Source organism: Shuttleworthella sp. MSX8B (genome assembly GCF_000524295.1).
Classification (GTDB): domain Bacteria; phylum Bacillota; class Clostridia; order Lachnospirales; family Lachnospiraceae; genus Shuttleworthia; species Shuttleworthia satelles.
The window spans coordinates 73,462-89,208 of sequence record NZ_JAQT01000012.1 but is presented as its reverse complement, the minus strand read 5'-3'; the positions used below and the strand labels follow the sequence as shown (position 1 = coordinate 89,208).

The 15,747-nt window shown below is 54.9% G+C and carries 12 protein-coding genes; 1 reads left to right on the top strand and 11 read right to left on the bottom strand.

From position 1 onward, the window contains the following. Positions 1-116 precede the first annotated feature (116 nt). The 6 genes from ileS to HMPREF1508_RS03270 form a co-directional block, all read right to left on the bottom strand. Positions 117-3,314, bottom strand: a complete 3,198-nt coding sequence (gene ileS / locus HMPREF1508_RS03300; RefSeq protein ID WP_044959368.1) for an isoleucine--tRNA ligase — start codon at positions 3,312-3,314, stop codon at positions 117-119. A 510-nt stretch (positions 3,315-3,824) separates the two neighbouring features. Beyond that, the gene (locus HMPREF1508_RS03295; protein WP_044959367.1) at positions 3,825-4,331 is read right to left on the bottom strand and encodes a DUF308 domain-containing protein; all 507 of its coding nucleotides are present in this window, start codon (positions 4,329-4,331) and stop codon (positions 3,825-3,827) included. 34 nt (positions 4,332-4,365) lie between these two features. Further along, positions 4,366-5,382, bottom strand: a complete 1,017-nt coding sequence (locus tag HMPREF1508_RS03290; protein WP_044959366.1) for a glycosyltransferase family 2 protein — start codon at positions 5,380-5,382, stop codon at positions 4,366-4,368. Positions 5,383-5,668: 286 nt separating this feature from the next. Then, positions 5,669-6,793, bottom strand: a complete 1,125-nt coding sequence (gene mutY / locus HMPREF1508_RS03280) for an A/G-specific adenine glycosylase (protein ID WP_044959362.1) — start codon at positions 6,791-6,793, stop codon at positions 5,669-5,671. A gap of 577 nt (positions 6,794-7,370) precedes the next feature. Continuing rightward, positions 7,371-8,459: a PTS transporter subunit IIC gene (locus HMPREF1508_RS03275; protein WP_044959360.1), complete on the bottom strand. Its 1,089-nt coding sequence runs from the start codon at positions 8,457-8,459 to the stop codon at positions 7,371-7,373. Positions 8,460-8,689: 230 nt separating this feature from the next. Further along, positions 8,690-9,199 carry a transcription repressor NadR gene (locus tag HMPREF1508_RS03270; protein ID WP_330365246.1) on the bottom strand — a complete coding sequence of 170 codons (510 nt, stop codon included), beginning with the start codon at positions 9,197-9,199 and terminating at the stop codon, positions 8,690-8,692. Between the two features lie 190 nt (positions 9,200-9,389). On the opposite strand from HMPREF1508_RS03270, the gene HMPREF1508_RS03265 reads away from it, so the two are divergent. After that, a complete protein-coding gene (locus HMPREF1508_RS03265; RefSeq protein WP_044959358.1) occupies positions 9,390-10,208 on the top strand; it encodes an enoyl-CoA hydratase-related protein in 819 nt (272 codons plus the stop codon). 111 nt (positions 10,209-10,319) lie between these two features. On the opposite strand, the gene nagA is transcribed toward HMPREF1508_RS03265, so the two are convergent. The 5 genes from nagA to HMPREF1508_RS03240 all read right to left on the bottom strand — a co-directional run bounded on the left by nagA (position 10,320) and on the right by HMPREF1508_RS03240 (position 15,630). Beyond that, complete coding sequence (gene nagA / locus HMPREF1508_RS03260) at positions 10,320-11,591, bottom strand: N-acetylglucosamine-6-phosphate deacetylase (protein ID WP_044959356.1); 1,272 nt, start codon at positions 11,589-11,591, stop codon at positions 10,320-10,322. Positions 11,592-11,718: 127 nt separating this feature from the next. Next, positions 11,719-12,723, bottom strand: coding sequence for an ROK family protein (locus tag HMPREF1508_RS03255; RefSeq protein ID WP_156923167.1), 1,005 nt, complete (start codon positions 12,721-12,723; stop codon positions 11,719-11,721). Positions 12,724-12,798: 75 nt separating this feature from the next. Beyond that, a complete protein-coding gene (locus HMPREF1508_RS03250; protein ID WP_044959414.1) occupies positions 12,799-13,719 on the bottom strand; it encodes a dihydrodipicolinate synthase family protein in 921 nt (306 codons plus the stop codon). 67 nt (positions 13,720-13,786) lie between these two features. After that, on the bottom strand, positions 13,787-14,710 hold the full coding sequence (locus HMPREF1508_RS03245) for a carbohydrate ABC transporter permease (protein ID WP_044959354.1): 924 nt from the start codon (positions 14,708-14,710) through the stop codon (positions 13,787-13,789). A gap of 8 nt (positions 14,711-14,718) precedes the next feature. After that, entirely contained in the window at positions 14,719-15,630 is a 912-nt protein-coding gene (locus tag HMPREF1508_RS03240; protein ID WP_044959352.1) for a carbohydrate ABC transporter permease, read from the bottom strand. Between the last annotated feature and the right edge of the window lie 117 nt (positions 15,631-15,747).

Below are 15,747 nucleotides of genomic sequence, written 5' to 3'. Positions count from 1 at the left end.
GCCATAATCATTCACCGGATCCTTATCGAGGCAGTCAAAATTCCCCAAAAAGGAAAACGGCATAATCAGAAGCGCCTGATTATGCCGTCATACTCTTTAGGAAAAATCTCTTGTTGTCAGCCAAGCCTGGCGACCGACAGGGTCACCTTCTCTCCATTGATATCCCACTCCTTGGAGTAGCCGTCCACAGCGCCCTCAGCGATGGAGTCCGCCATGGTCTCCGCGGTGATCTCCTCACCATGTGCCGCGCAGATCGCGCCGATCTTCTCGTTGCCGCGGTAGGCAATGGCGATATGATCCATGACCTCGAAACCCGCCTCCTTGCGCATGGTCTGCAGCTTGGAGATGATCTCGCGGACCATTCCCTCCTCCCGCAGAGCATCGGTCAGGTTGGTATTCAGGACAACAGTCACATTGTTGTCCCCGTCCGTCACATAGCCTTCCTTCTGGGTCATGGTAATCAGGAGGTCATCCTCAGTCAGCTCGATGGAGGCGTCAACCTCGGGCAGAGTGATCTTGCCCTTCTCCTGAAGCTGGGCGTAGGCGGTATTTCCGTCCAGGCCGGACAGGGCCTTCTGAATCTGGCCCAGGAACCTGCCGTACTTTGGGCCGACGGTTCTTAACTGCGGCTTGAAGATATAGGTCGTAAAGGCGGTGACATCTGTCACAAACTCGGCCTTCTTCACATTCAGCTCATCCTCAATGATGGCCGCATAGAAGTCATTCAGATGATTCTCCGCCTTGATGTACATCTGGGCCAGGGGCTGGCGATTCTTGATGTTGGAGGCATTGCGGCAGGCGCGGCCGAAAACAACGATCTTCAGCAGCTCCTTCATGTCGGATTCCAGCTTCTCATCAATCAGGTTCTCATCACAGGCAGGGAAGTCACACAAATGAACGGACTCGGGCGCATCCGCGTCCAGGCTGCAGACCAGGTTGCGATAGATCTCATCGGTCATGAAGGGGATCATGGGAGCGGCGAGCTTAACAAAGGTCACCAGGCAGGTATAGAGAGTCAGATAGGCATTGATCTTGTCCTGCTCTAATCCCTTCGCCCAGTAACGCTGGCGGCTCCTCCTGACATACCAGTTAGACAGGTCGTCAATGAAATCCTGCAGGGCTCTTCCGGCCTCGGGAATCCGGTAGGCTCCCAGATTCTCGTCGACCGTCTTGACCGTGGAGTTCAGGCGGCTGAGTGCCCAGCGATCCATGACGGACAGCTGATCCGTCTGCAAGCGGTACTTCGTGGGATCAAAGGCGTCAATGTTGGCGTAGAGGACATAGAAGGCATAGGTGTTCCAGAGGGTGTTGAGGAATTTGCGCTGTCCCTCCTCCACTGCCTTGCCATGGAACTTATTGGGCAGCCAGGGGTTGGAGTTGGTGTAGAAGTACCAGCGAATGGCGTCCGCCCCGTAGGTGGACAGGGCCTCCATGGGGTCGACGGCATTGCCCTTGGACTTGGACATCTTCTGTCCCTTGCCGTCCAGGACATGGCCCAATACAATGACGTTCTTATAGGGGGCCCTGCCGAAGAGAATGGTGGACTCCGCCATCAGGGAGTAGAACCAGCCGCGGGTCTGATCAACTGCCTCCGAGATGAAGTCCGCGGGGAACTGCTGCTCGAACTTGTCCTGATTCTCGAAGGGATAGTGATGCTGGGCATATGGCATGGCGCCGGAGTCGAACCAGACGTCCACAACCTCGGGGACACGGTGCATGGGCTTCCCGCAGTGAGGGCAGGGGAAGGTCACCCGGTCGATATAGGGCCGATGCAGCTCAATGTCCGCCATGGCGGCATCTTTGGTCTTCTCGACCAGCTCGGCGCGAGACCCGATGCATTCCTGGTGACCGCAATCATCGCACTCCCAGATATTCAGGGGAGTTCCCCAATAGCGGTTGCGGGAAATGCCCCAATCCTGGATATTCTCCAGCCAGTTGCCGAATCTCCCCTCACCGATTGACGGTGGAATCCAGTTGACCGACTTGTTGTTCTTGACCAGGTCATCCTTGACAGCGGTCATCTTGATAAACCAGGACTCTCTCGCGAAGTAGAGCAGGGGGGTATCACATCTCCAGCAGTGGGGATAGTCATGCTCAAAGCTGGGCGCGTCAAAGAGGAGGCCTCTCTCCTCCAGATCGGCCAAAACCGCCGGATCAGCGGACTTGGCCCCATTTGCCATCTCCTCCTCTGTGGGCTTGCAGCGCATCCCGGCAAAGGGGGTCTCCGCCTTCATACAGCCCTTCTCGTCCACCATCTGAACAAAGGGAAGGTCGTATTTGCGGCCGACACGGGCATCGTCCTCACCAAAGGCGGGAGCCTCGTGGACGATACCGGTACCATCGGACATGGTGACATAGTCATCGACCTCAATGAAGAAGGCCTTCTTGTGTGACTTTTCAACCGCCTTCGCCGCGCAGTCATAGAGGGGCTCATACTCACGGTACTCAAGATCCGCGCCCTGCATGGTCTCAATGATCTGATAGGCGGGCTGACCATCTTTGGCCAGGGGACCCAGGACCTTATCCAGGAGTGCCTTGGCCATATAGTAGGTGAATCCGTCAACGCATTTGACCTTGGCATAGACCTCAAGGGGATTCACGCAGAGAGCAATGTTGGAGGGCAGAGTCCAGGGCGTCGTAGTCCAGGCCAGGAAATACGCGTCTTCTCCCTTGGCCTTAAAGCGAACGACTGCCGACCGTTCCCTGACCGTCTTATAGCCCTGCGCCACCTCCTGCGAGGACAGGGGAGTCCCGCAGCGGGGGCAGTAGGGGACGACCTTAAATCCCTTGTAGAGCAGCTTCTTGTCCCAGATCTGCTTGAGTCCCCACCACTCGGACTCGATGAAGTTGTTGTCATAGGTAATGTAAGGGTGATCCATATCAGCCCAGAAACCAGCGGCACCGGAGAAATCCTCCCACATGCCCTTGTACTCCCAGACAGACTCCTTGCACTGCTCGACAAAGGGCTGGATGCCGTACTCCTCGATCTGGTCTTTGCCGTCCAGTCCAAGCTTCTTCTCGACACCGATCTCGACGGGAAGTCCGTGGGTGTCCCAGCCGGCCTTGCGAGGAACGAAATTGCCCTTCATGGTCTGATACCTGGGGATCATATCCTTGATCACACGGGTTAAGACATGGCCGATATGGGGCTTCCCGTTCGCCGTCGGAGGGCCGTCATAGAAGGTAAAGGTTGACTGCTTTTTGGAGGGATCCATCGACTTCTCGAAGATATGATGATCCTCCCAGAATTTCCTGGTCTCTCTCTCCCTCTGAACGAAGTTGAGGTCATTTGTCACTTTCCTGTAAGTAGACATGCTCTATCCTTTCTCTGGTATAAAAAAATCCCCCGTCCGCACAGGACAAGAGACTCTTGCTAACCACCCATACGAAGTACTTGATTCCTCCCGCTCGACTTCAGCTCGCTCCGTCAGACCACACCTTTTCGTCGGTCGACCTCGCGTCTGTACGATACCGGGATTCCCGCATACACGCTCTCCGTAACGGGGAGATACCGTCCTTCCTACACAGGCACACGATAAATTCCCTTCTCCTGATCCGCTTCTCCCCATTAAAATTCAAGGGAAGAGAAGATCCTCTCAAATCAGAAAATGTCCGCGCCCTTCAGTCGGCTGCCAGGAAGTGATTTTCATGGAGCTGCTAAGGTCCGATCTCTCACCAACATCGGCTCGCTCATCCGTCGCCTGCTCGACTACTCTCTTCCTCATCGCTTTGAAATATAAAAGACGCTCCTATTATAGAGAGGGAAGCCCTCTGCGTCAATCACTTCCCCTCAGGGCCGCTCTGCGTTCCCTTCAGCGCCGCTCTCAGATTTTCTTCAGGAAATTCACATCAACGCCGCTCGCCTCCTGTCCCTGCTCGAAGAGGATATTCTGCCCGGGTTGATTCGTCAGCATTTTCAGAAAGTTCGGATTGCCCGCAATTCTGACATAGGAGCCAATCAGAAGGGTCAGGGAGGCAAGCGCCATGGCAATTCCCATAATTGCCTGCCAGCGACCCGCCTTGCTCGAATAGCGAACCAGCTGAATCACCCCAAAGGCGATCGCCGCCATAGCCACTAAGACATTGAGTCCCGTCGCAAAAAAAGCCAATGCGAAGACTCCCATCCAAAGAGCCCTCATTCCATTGGTTCGGTCAATAATCCTCCCATAGGGATCCCTCGGTCTGGGGTCATAGGGAATCTGATAGCGCTTCATGCCCTGCTGCTGACCGTCCCGCGGACCATCTCCCCAATCTTCTGGCCCCTGCTGCCAGGGATGATTTGTCTCCTTCTGGTCCGATTCGTAAGAATCAAATTGCCGGTTCTGATCCATCCCAGACCTCCTCTTCTTCCTGAAAATCTCCCCATCAATTGAACTTCATAATCTTTCTGGTCAGCTGATAGGCCTTGACCGAGAGTCTGCGGCCGGTGGGGCCGGGCAGGTTCATGGCACTTCCCATAATGCCGTAGCGCACCTTCATATAGGTGCGACGGTCCTTCTGCTTCATGTAGCGCCAGAGGGCCCTGACCTTCTCCAGATTCTCCTTGTCATGAGAGAGGTAGGCCATAGATGTGGTGACCACTGTAATCATCTCCAGATAGCCCAGCATATACTTGCGCAGGTGCTTCTCCGTCACCTTCCAGGGATCCACGGAGTCGATCATGAGATAGTTGACCCGCAGCTGCTGGTCAATGCGCCTGATCATGGTCTGCTCGGCAACGGACTGTCCCTCCCTGCCGATAAAGTAGCGATAGAAGTTCACGTTCAGATAGTAGAGGGTCTTCACGTGCGGGAGAGGGACATAGACGAAGAGATTATCCACATAGAAGGTGTGCTTGGGCAGCTCCAGGCCGCAGTCGCGAAGCATCTGGGTTCGATAGGTCACAGAGTGCATCAGGATGGTAAATCCCTTGATGTTGTGCTTCATCTCATTCCAGCCGATCACCTTGTTCTGGGGGAAGAGCAGGCTGTAGACCATGCGGCGTCTGGTGTTCTCATGAACCTTCTCGTAGACGTAGTTGGTCAGCAGCATATCCACCGGAGTCCCCTGGCGAACCAGGCGCTTTAAGGTACTCAGCACCTGCACATAAGCCTCGGGATCGACCCAGTCGTCGGAGTCAACCACCTTATAGTAGATGCCCTGCGCGTTTCTGAGTCCCGCATTGACCGCCTCCCCGTGGCCGCCGTTGGGCTGATGAATGGCCCGGCAAATCCCGGGATACCGGGCCGCGTAGTCGTCCGCGATCTCTCCGGTCCGATCCGTCGATCCGTCGTCCACAATCAAAATCTCCACGTCCTCTCCGCCTGGCAGGAGGGAGTTGATGCACTTCTCCATGTAGTCCTGCGAATTATAAGAGGGAATGGCAAATGTAATAATCTTCATACGATCTCCACCTCGCGAATCGACTTCGCATACAGAAATTCCTGTCTCTGGTTCCGGGAAAACCCCTGCCGCGTCCTTCCTCTCCCGGATATCTCCATTGTAACGCTTCCGGTCGATTTGAACCGGGTTTTCAACTGCCCTTTTCGTCTGCCGATGATCCTATTGTAGCAGTCCGCCAGGACCCTGACCCTTAATCTTTCCTGATATTTTCTCTTCGCGGTCTTTGATCTCTGTCGTCTTAGGTTGCGAACTTTACGGTCCTTGCCTACATGCCTTTTACAGCGGTTCAAAGTCCCATTACTCTATCTTCTCTTTTTGGCCCCCGCTCCAATTGAATGGCTTTCGCATAGGCCGCAAACGCGGACGGAATGGCATATTTCCTGGAAATCTCCCCTATGTCCACAGGCCAGGATATCTTGTCAGCGGGCACATTTTCAGTCATTTCTTTTGCCAGCTCGGCATCCGACACCCGGATCTCATAACCGATCATACGCCACTCGACGTGGCTGAAGATGTGCCTGGCCTCCCCCAGTCTCCTGATCCGCAGGGGCTCATAGCCCAGCTGCTCGGCATAGGCCAGAGCAGCCTCCTCGCTCAAATGCTCTCTGACATTGGGAAACTCATAGAGTCCCGCCAGAAGCCCCCTGTCCGGTCTTCGGTCGATGACTACCCTTGCCCCGTTTCGAACAATGAAAACCGTCCTCTCCTCAATGCGCCTGGGCTTCCCCTTGGATCGCACCGGCAGATGGTCCCAGCTTCCATGCCTGTTCGCCAGGCAATACTTTTCCCAGGGACACTGCCCGCAGAGGGGATCCCCATTCGGCAGACAGGCGGTAGCTCCGATCTCCATCATCGCCTGATTAAAGATCCCTGATCCGGAAGCAGGCATCACGCCCTCTAAAGCAGCCTGGGCCCGTTTTTTGGCCAGATCACTCTTGATGTCGATATCATCCTCCGAGACCCTGGCCAGAATGCGGAGCACATTCCCATCCACCGCTGGTGCAGGCAGGTCAAAGGCAATGGAAGAAATCGCCCCCGCCGTGTAGGGGCCGATTCCGGGCAGAGAGAGAATGGCGTCATAATCGGAGGGCATCTGTCCCCCGAACTTCTCCATAATGACCTCGGCCGCCTTTTGCATATTGCGGACTCTGGAATAATAGCCGAGGCCCTCCCAGAGCTTATTGAGCTGGTCCTGCGGACAGGCCGCCAGATCCGCGATGGAGGGAAGAGCTGCAAGGAAGCCCTGATAATATGGCTTGACCGCCTCCACCCGGGTCTGCTGCAGCATGATCTCTGAGACCCAGATATGGTAGGGGTCTCTGTCGCGCCGCCAGGGCAGATCTCTCTTATTTACTTGAAACCAGTCCATGGCCGGGGTGACCAGGGGCGACAGATCAAACTGATCCAGCATTATTTACCTCACGTCGGAGAACTTCCGTACCACTATTTCGCACGAACCGAATTCATCTGCAGCTTATCTTACCATCTGCAGCTTGTCTTATCGTCTGCAGCTTGTTTTATCGTCTGCAGCTTGTTTTATCGTCTGCAGCTTGTTTTATCGTCTGCAGCTTGTCTCACCATCTGTTCCGCTGTGCGATACCGGGCAATGAGAAAAGCCTTCCTCCCAAAATTATCTTTCATGCATTTATTTCAAAATAAATTGCCCTGCGCATTGGTATCTTGCTGAGCTATACCATAATATAGCCTTGCCTCTTTTAAAACACAAACTGCCCTGTATGGTTCACCTATGATCCCTCAAACAGTCTCAAAGACTTGTTATATCGTCACAATAACCTATCACATGATCACAATAAAGGGTTATAAGACAAAATATAAGTGAAATATACTGATAATCTATCCTGCAATCACAAGGATCTCTCGGACATAACAAAAAAGGTGACTCTCCCAAAAAGAAGTCACCTCATTCTGCCACAGCCTTTGTTCCGGCTGATCAGATCTCTTTAAGCTTCCTTTCTGTAAGCAGGCCTCTACAGCTTCTGATCCCCGAGCTTAACCCAGCCGGCCTTCTTGACAGCCATATGAATCAGCAGGGTCAGAACCGCGGGTAAGACCAGAGAAATAAGGACCAGACCAATCCAGTCTCCGGCAGAGATCCCCGCCTTAAGCCCCTTGTCAATATCACTGATCCAACCGGAATAGACTCCCAGAGGGCCCACCAGGCCACAGGCCCCCATCCCGCTGGAAATAGCCGGTCCGTCCATCTTCAGCTGAAAGATGCAGGTGGCAATCGGACCCGTGATTGCGGAGGCGAGAGTCGGAGCGATCCAGATCCGGGGATTTTTGACAATGTTGCCCATCTGGAGCATAGAGGTGCCGATTCCCTGAGATACAAGGCCGCCGACCCCGTTTTCCCTGTAGGAGGCAACCGCAAAACCGACCATCTGCGCGCAGCAGCCCGCCAGGGCCGCCCCGCCTGCCAGTCCGGTCAAACCGAGTGCGGCGCAGATAGCCGCCGAGGAGATGGGCAGAGTGAGCGCAATCCCGACGACAACCGAGACGATAATTCCCATGAAAAAGGGCTGCAGCTCTGTGGCCCACACAATAATGCTTCCCAGCTGCATCGCCGCGGAACCCAGGAGTGGGGCAATGGCCCAGGATAAGGCCACACCGATTCCGATGGTAACTGCCGGCGTGACCAGAATATCAACCTTGGTCTCCTTGGACACGGCCTTGCCGCATTCTGCAGCAATAATTGCGACAAACAGGACGGCGAGAGGGCCGCCCGCACCGCCCAGGGCATTGGAGGCGAAGCCGACGGTGATCAGCGAAAAGAGAACCAGGGGCGGGGCGGACAGAGCATAGCCGATGGCGCACGCCATAGCAGGACCGCTCATGGCCATGGCCATGCCGCCCACGGTATAGTCGATTCCCGCGATGGTGGCGATGGTTCTGGAGAGAGCGGCGATATGAAACTGCGTCCCCAGAGTATTAATAATAGTTCCGACCAGAAGCGAACAGAACAGGCCCTGGGCCATTGCCCCAAGCGCGTCGATCCCGTAGCGCTTCCCGGAAATAACAATATTCTTTCTCTTGAGAAAGGATTGAAAAGTGGACATGAGAGCCTCCTTGCGCATATATGTCATGACACCTGCATATACACTATGGAAAGCCCTCCGAAAAGTCAATCCTTTTTTACACCCTGCCCTTCCAGCCGCATGGTATTTTTTGTTTCCGGCCGCATGATTGCCACTTAATATCTCTTTGGACTCCGGCTGCATGGTAAAAATACCGTGGCAAAAGCTTATTCCCTTCTGCCGCAGGCAATATTACAATTCCCCTCCCTGCCTTATGACAGGAGAATACCAAGCTCCCGAAGCTTCTCCCGGATCCGGTCGAATGACTCCGAGTTTTTACAGCTGATTGTGTGAAGGTGAATCCCGTCGGTGAGCATAGACAGGGGAGCGGCCTTACTGTCCCTGACCCGGTTGACGAAATCCTCGGCCTCCATCCGGTTTGAAATCTGCAGATTGCCGACCAGTTCTCCATAGAGGGGATGCTCGACAATCACGTCCACGAGACTGCCGCCGCAGTCAACGATCGCGTTCAACTCCTCCTGGATCTGTGAGGCGTCGTGCTTGCAGGCAATCTGACAGACCGGCAGTCCGGTTTCTTTCGGAAGAATATATCCCCTGGGCGTCGCCGTGATCTTATGTCCCTCCGCCCGAAGAATGGCAATATCTCCGACAATAATCTGCCTGCTGACTCCGAATTCCCCCGCGAGCGCCGAAGCGCTGATGGGTCTGTCCGCCGACTGCAGTTCCTCCAACAGCCCGCTCTTGCGTTTCTTCCTGTCCACTGATCTTCCTCCCGCAAATTTCATCCGTCCGCCTGCCCTCGATTTCTCCGACAGAATCCAATCCATCGTCCGCCTCACATGAAGTTTACCACAGATAGCCGATTCCAATTGAATTCCATCTGTTAAAGAATTACCATGATCTTAAGAGATGCCAAGGGGCATCGCCATTGTCTTGATAAGGAGAGTGAATATGACAGAATTCAAGCACCTGACCCTGGATGTCGCTGAGGAAATCGCAACCTTGAAGATCAGCAATCCCAAGTCTCTCAACGCCTTAAACACCGAGACCCTTGAGGAGTTGAACGTCGCCCTGACCGAGATTGAGGCCAGAGACGACATCAAGGTTCTGATCCTGACCGGCGGACCCTGCTTTAACAAGAAGCTGGGCGGCGACGACCCCTATCGGTCCTTTGTTGCCGGCGCCGATATCTCCGAGATGGCGGGATTCACCGCCCCCCAGGCCAGAGCCTTCGGCATCCGCGCCTCCAAGCCCTTCTTCAAGCTCATGGAGATGCGCCAGGTGACCATCGCCGCAGTCAACGGATTCGCTTTCGGCGGCGGCAATGAGATCGCCATGGCCTGCGATATCCGCGTTGCCTCTGACAATGCCCTCTTCGGCCAGCCCGAGACCGGCCTGGGAATCATCCCCGGCTTTGGCGGCACCCAGCGCCTCGCCCGTCTGGTCGGCATGGGACGCGCCAAGGAGCTGATCTTCACCTGCGATAACATCGACGCCCAGGAGGCCTACCGCATCGGCCTGGTCAACAAGGTTGTCCCCAAAGAAGACCTCTATCCCACCTGTCAGGCAATGGCCAAGAAGATCATCTCCAAGGGCTCTTACGCCAATTCCATCGCCAAGGCTGCCATCAACAACGGCTATGACATGGATATCAGAAACGCTGTCGAAATGGAGGCCAACCTCTTTGGCGTGGTCAATGACACCCATGACAAGAGAGAGGGCATGGGCGCCTTCTTAGAGAAGAGAGCCGCTGATCTGACGGATTTCTGACCCTTAAAGAGACCAGACAAGGCTCTGGTGCTTTTCGGATAAAGGGGCTGTGAGGAAACGAGACGTTTCCTCACAGCCCCTTTTTTATGACAGGCATCTTTAATTTTGCTGTCAGCAGTGAACTCCGTCCTTATAGACAGCCTTCAGACGCAGGTCCCGGTCCATAAGCAGTAAGTCCGCCCGCATCCCCGGGCCAATGGAACCGATCTGATCTGCGAGCCCCATTTCCCTGGCCGGATTGAAGGTCGCGGCCCGAACCGCCGTCTCTAAGGGCAGGCCCATTTCTCCAACGGCTGTGCGCATACAGTCCGCCAGATTGCTGACAGACCCGGCCAGGGCCCCGTCTGAGGCCAGGCGGGCATACTTTCCCTCCTTGACAACCTCAAGACCTCCCAGCGTATAAGTCCCGTCCGGCATACCGGTTGCCCGCATGGAATCAGAGATCAGAATCATCCTATCCTCTCCCATCATGCGAAAGGTGGCTCTGACGACAGAGGGGTGAATGTGCACCCCGTCGGTTATCAGCTCCGCGCCGACCCAGGGAGAATCACAAACCGCCCCCACGACGCCGGGAGCCCGATGGCTGTAAGTCGGCATGGCGTTATAGAGGTGAACGGCGTGACTTGCCCCCAGGTCAAACGCCCGCTTGGCCGTGTCATAATCCGCGTTGGTATGAGCCAGGGAAACCGCGACACGGTTCTTGACCTCTCTGATGAAATCCAGCTGATCCCGGTTCTCCTCCGGCGCGATTCCGATGAACCTGACCAGTCCCTCAGAAGCAGACAAAAAGCCCTCCAGGACCTCCATGGAGAAGGGGATGATCTTACTTCCATCCTGGGCCCCCTTCTTGGCCCTGCTGATGAATGGTCCCTCCATGTTGACCCCCACATAGGAGGCCTGGGGCCGATATCTCTCCTCGGCGCAAGTGGGATTCTCTGCGCTCTCTCCCCGGCGGCTGAAGGGATCAGACTCTTTTTTCTGTTTTTTGGCATATGCCGCAATGTTTGCCAGAATGTGATTCAGATCGCTGACCGGCAAGGTCATGGTCGCCGGACAGAGGGAAGTCACTCCGACCGAGAGTTCATACTCCGCAATCGCGGCCAGGGCCTCCTCCGAGGCGTCGCAGACGTCCGCCCCGACCGCTCCGTGGAAGTGCAGGTCAATCAGCCCCGGAATCAGATAGGCTCCCTCTCCGTCAATGATCTCATAATTTACATGATTTCTGTCCTTTTTTATTTCATGTGCAGGTTTTGATTCATTTGTCCCGCTCCCACCCTGTCTTTCCGCCAATGTGACAGAGCGGATGGTCCCTCCTTCCACCCTGATACTGCCCGGATGAAAGAGAAAATCCCTCCCGTAGACCAACACGTTTCTGATTTCCATCGGCGCCTCTTTTCCTGTCCGCCCATCTTATTGCACAAGTTGCACAAGAACTAAAATGTCCCTCTTCGAGGATTCCTCTGCCATAAACAATGAAAGGCACTCTCCGCAAATACTCCATTAAAACCAATCAACCCGGATCTCCCCCGCGCCGATTCTCCCGCATGGATCTGAAGTGGTAATATGCCCCCAGCATCCCGGCCAGGTTTCCCATGGTCGCCGTGGCAAGCCTGGTCTTTTTCGCAATCTCCGGCTCAAGATAATGGTCTAAGGCCCCCCGCAGTCTGGGGTAGAGATAGTCCTCCTGCTTCATGATTCCGCCGCCCAGAACAAGGCACTCCGGGTTAAGGATATAGGCCAGATTGGCCATGCCCCTTCCCAGAAGATCCACCATCCGGTCGATCTCCCTGATACAGATCTGATCTCCCTCTTTTGCCGCGGTAAAGATTCGAAGACCATCCCAGTCCTCCGCCCTCTCTCCCCTGGCCTCAGCGACTCTTTGGCACAGAGCCGAAGTCGAGGCCATCTCCTCAAAGCGACCCGGCCCGCCAAGGTCCATATAGCCCACTTCGCAGGCCGCATTGCCGAAGCCACGGTAAATGCCTCCGCAGTCCTCATTCCTCAGATAGAGGGCTCCACCGATCCCGGTTCCGACAGTCAGAGTCAGGATACTTCGACAGCCCCGGCCAGATCCGGCCAAAGCCTCCGCCAGGCAGGCGCAATTGACATCATTTTCCACCTCGACCGGCAGATGATAGGCCTGGCCCAGGATCTGCTTCCAACAGGTCCCCCGGTAGTCTGGAATCGTCGGCCCCGAGTGAAAGACGCAGCCGCTGATCGGGTCCACCATTCCGGCCGTAGAGATACAGATCCCGGCACAGACCCCTTCTTTTTCGTCCCGATCAGGTATACTTATTTTGTCCCGATCGGGTGCGGTCCTATAAATCTGTCCCGTCTCCTTCAGGTAAGCGTCCAGGATCTCCCGGACATTTGTCACAAGCTGGGGTCCCCCTCGATCAGCCTGACTCGGCCTCTCATGAGCTTCCAGAATTTCTCCTCCCTCAGAGACCAGCCCATATTTGATCGCTGTTCCGCCGATATCAATACAGATATATTTCCCCATAATCCTCCGCATGCAAGCTGCATATTTTTCAAAAATGAGGCACCTTCCTCAGCCGGGAGCATGTTTAAACCATGCGCGTAAGACTCCTTACAGGCCGTACCTGGCTACCGCCTCCTCGATTCTGGCCGCCGTCTTTTTGGCCAGCTCCCTGTCCTCCCCGGTCAGTGGGGCAAGAGGTCTTCTGACGGATCCCAGATCAATCCCCTCCTTAATCCGAAGGACTTCCTTGATCATGGCGTACATATTGCCTCGGCCGGCGCAGAGCTCTTCAATGATCCCGTTGACCACATTCTGAATTTCCCCGGCCAAAGAGAGATTGCCGGTTCGCAGGCAGTCGTTCATGGCGATGAAGAGCTCCGGCATAGCTCCATAAGTGCCCCCGATTCCGGCATCCGCCCCAATAACGCGGCCGGCGATAAACTGCTCGTCAGGCCCGTTGAAGACCACATGGTCTCCCTTTCCGCAGGTCTTAAAGATCTGTATATCATAGGGGGCCATCGACGAGTTCTTCACCCCGATCACCCTGGGATTTTCAAGCATTTTCAGATAGAGATCCCTGGACAGAGCCACGCCGGCCAGCTGAGGAATATTATAGATGATGAAATCCGTGTGGGGTGCGGCGGAGCTGATATCGTTCCAGTAGTCCGCGATGGCCTCCTCCGGCAGATGGAAGTAGATGGGCGGAATCGACGCAATGGCGTCTACGCCCAGACTCTCGGCATGACGGGCGAGCTCCATGGAGTCCGCGGTGTTATTGCAGGCCACATGATTGATAATCGTAAGCCTGCCGTCCGCCTGGTCTACAACCGTCTCTATGATCCGCTTGCGCTCCTCTACCGTCAGGTAAATGCACTCTCCGGACGAACCGTTGACATAGAGTCCATTGACCCCCCTGTCGATGTAGTAGTCCACCAGCTGACGGACGGCGGACCTGTTGATTTTGCCCTCCCCGTCATAGCAGGCGTAAAAGGCAGGAATCACTCCTGTGTACTTATCCAGCTTAGCCATTTGTCCCTTCTTTCCTCGGAAGAAAAAGCCGGGCAAAGCCCGACTTTTGCCTCTTAACGCTCTTATCTTATCCCTTCACGGCTCCCATTGCGATCCCCTGGGTGAAATATTTCTGGAAGGCCAAAAAGATCATCAGAATCGGAGCTGCAGCCAGTGTCGCGCCCGCCATAATCAGGCCGAAATCGGTCGAGTTCTCCGCCTGCAGCTTGGCGATCCCCAGAGAGATGGTCAAATGCTTGGTGGAGCTCAGCATAATCAGTTGCATAAAGTAGTCATTCCAGTTATTGATGAAGGTGAAAATGGCCAGGGCCCCAATTCCCGGCTTGACCATGGGAACGACTATGGAATTGAAGGTCTTGAGCTCACTGGCGCCGTCAATTCTGGCCGCCTCAATCAATTCCCCGGGGATCCCCTCGGAGAACTGCTTCATGAGAAAGACCCCAAAGGGCCAGCCCACTGTCGGAAAAATCACAGCCCAGATGCTGTCATAGAGATTCAAAGTGGACATTTCCCTAATCAGGGGAATCAGAATCACCTGCTTGGGCAGGGCCATGGCGCAGACAATCAGGGAGAAGAGCAGAACTCGTCCGAAAAAGCGCTTCTTGGCCAGGACATAGCCGGCCATGGTCGCCGTAATGCAGGTCAGCACCATTGCCATGACAGACATGAAGACCGTGTTTAACATCCAGCGAATGGAAGCGGGAACCACCGGACCGGAGGATAAGATCAAAGGGCCGCCGTCCTCGGTGAAATTGCTGCCGAAGGGGAGGGCAATCTCCCAGAGGGGGGCTTTCTGGCTCCCCATCAGGGTTCTGAAATTATCTAAAACCCACTTGCTGGGCCACCACTCGGGAGAGGGGGCGTTGATGGAGGCGGCGGTCTTAAATGCCCCGGTCACAATCCAGTAGAGAGGGAAGGTAAAGAGAATGGCCAGAATGACCAGCAGGATGACCCCGATCAGGTAATAGGGTGTGATTTTCTTCTTGATCATATGACACCTTACCTTTCTCTGGTGACCCTGAACTGTACTGCCGACAGAACCGCAATGATAATGGCCAGGACAACGCCCATGGCATTGGCATAGCCATAGTCATAGAGCTTGAAGGCCGTGTAGTAGATGTAATACATGACCGTGTCCGTGCTGTGATTTGGCCCGCCAGAAGTCAGAAGCTGGATCAGGGCGAAGCACTGAAAGCTGTTGATCATGGTAATAACCAGAATATAGAGGGTCGTCGGCATAATGGCCGGCCACTTGATCTTCCAGAAGAGCTGAAAATTCGTGGCTCCATCCACCTTGGCGGCCTCGACGACCGAATCGTCCACATTGCCCAGGGCAGATACATATAGGACGATCGGCTGGCCGACGGAGGTTGTCAGAAGGATGAGAATGATGCAGGCCAGCGCGAAGCGCTCATCTCCCAGCCAGTTGATATTCTCGTGGATAATCCCCGTGCTCTTCCCCAGGTAATTGAAGATGCCGTAGTAGTTGTTGAACATCCACTTCCAGACCACGGTGACCGCTACGGAGCCGGTGACGACCGGCAGGTAGAAGATGACGCGGAAGGAGGACAGCACCGGCCCCCTCATCTTATAGATCAGCGACGATACCCAGAGGGAGAAGACGCAGACGACGGGCACAGATACCACAACAATGATGAAGGTATTTGCCAGAGCCTTCCGGAAAATGGGATCCGCAAAGAGATTTTGATAATTCTTCAGCCCGACAAAGACATCCTGCGTATCTGCCCCCATGGTGGAATCAAAGAAACTGGTAAAGACGCACAAGACCATGGGAAGGACAACGAAGCCGAGAAAAAATACCAGGCTTGGCAGTAAAAACAGATAGGCCGACCTGGTCTCCCGGATCACAAGTGCCCGCTCCCTCAGCGCAGCATTTGTTGTTCTACTCAAACTTTCCCTCACTCTCTAAGAATCAGACGCGCGTTTTGTTAGCATCTGACTTTCAAAAAAGAGGCGCCCGGCCCTGTCCGGGCGGGCACCTCTCATCCATCTTCCTGTAAATAATCC

Coding starts and splice junctions, on each gene's coding strand:
- HMPREF1508_RS03250 (WP_044959414.1), bottom strand. CDS start 13,719: ATGGCTAAGCTGGATAAGTACACAGGAGTGATTCCTGCCTTTTACGCC.
- HMPREF1508_RS03255 (WP_156923167.1), bottom strand. CDS start 12,723: ATGCGGAGGATTATGGGGAAATATATCTGTATTGATATCGGCGGAACA.
- ileS (WP_044959368.1), bottom strand. CDS start 3,314: ATGTCTACTTACAGGAAAGTGACAAATGACCTCAACTTCGTTCAGAGG.
- HMPREF1508_RS03265 (WP_044959358.1), top strand. CDS start 9,390: ATGACAGAATTCAAGCACCTGACCCTGGATGTCGCTGAGGAAATCGCA.
- HMPREF1508_RS03275 (WP_044959360.1), bottom strand. CDS start 8,459: ATGTCCACTTTTCAATCCTTTCTCAAGAGAAAGAATATTGTTATTTCC.
- nagA (WP_044959356.1), bottom strand. CDS start 11,591: ATGGAAATCAGAAACGTGTTGGTCTACGGGAGGGATTTTCTCTTTCAT.
- HMPREF1508_RS03290 (WP_044959366.1), bottom strand. CDS start 5,382: ATGAAGATTATTACATTTGCCATTCCCTCTTATAATTCGCAGGACTAC.
- HMPREF1508_RS03245 (WP_044959354.1), bottom strand. CDS start 14,710: ATGATCAAGAAGAAAATCACACCCTATTACCTGATCGGGGTCATCCTG.
- HMPREF1508_RS03295 (WP_044959367.1), bottom strand. CDS start 4,331: ATGGATCAGAACCGGCAATTTGATTCTTACGAATCGGACCAGAAGGAG.
- mutY (WP_044959362.1), bottom strand. CDS start 6,793: ATGCTGGATCAGTTTGATCTGTCGCCCCTGGTCACCCCGGCCATGGAC.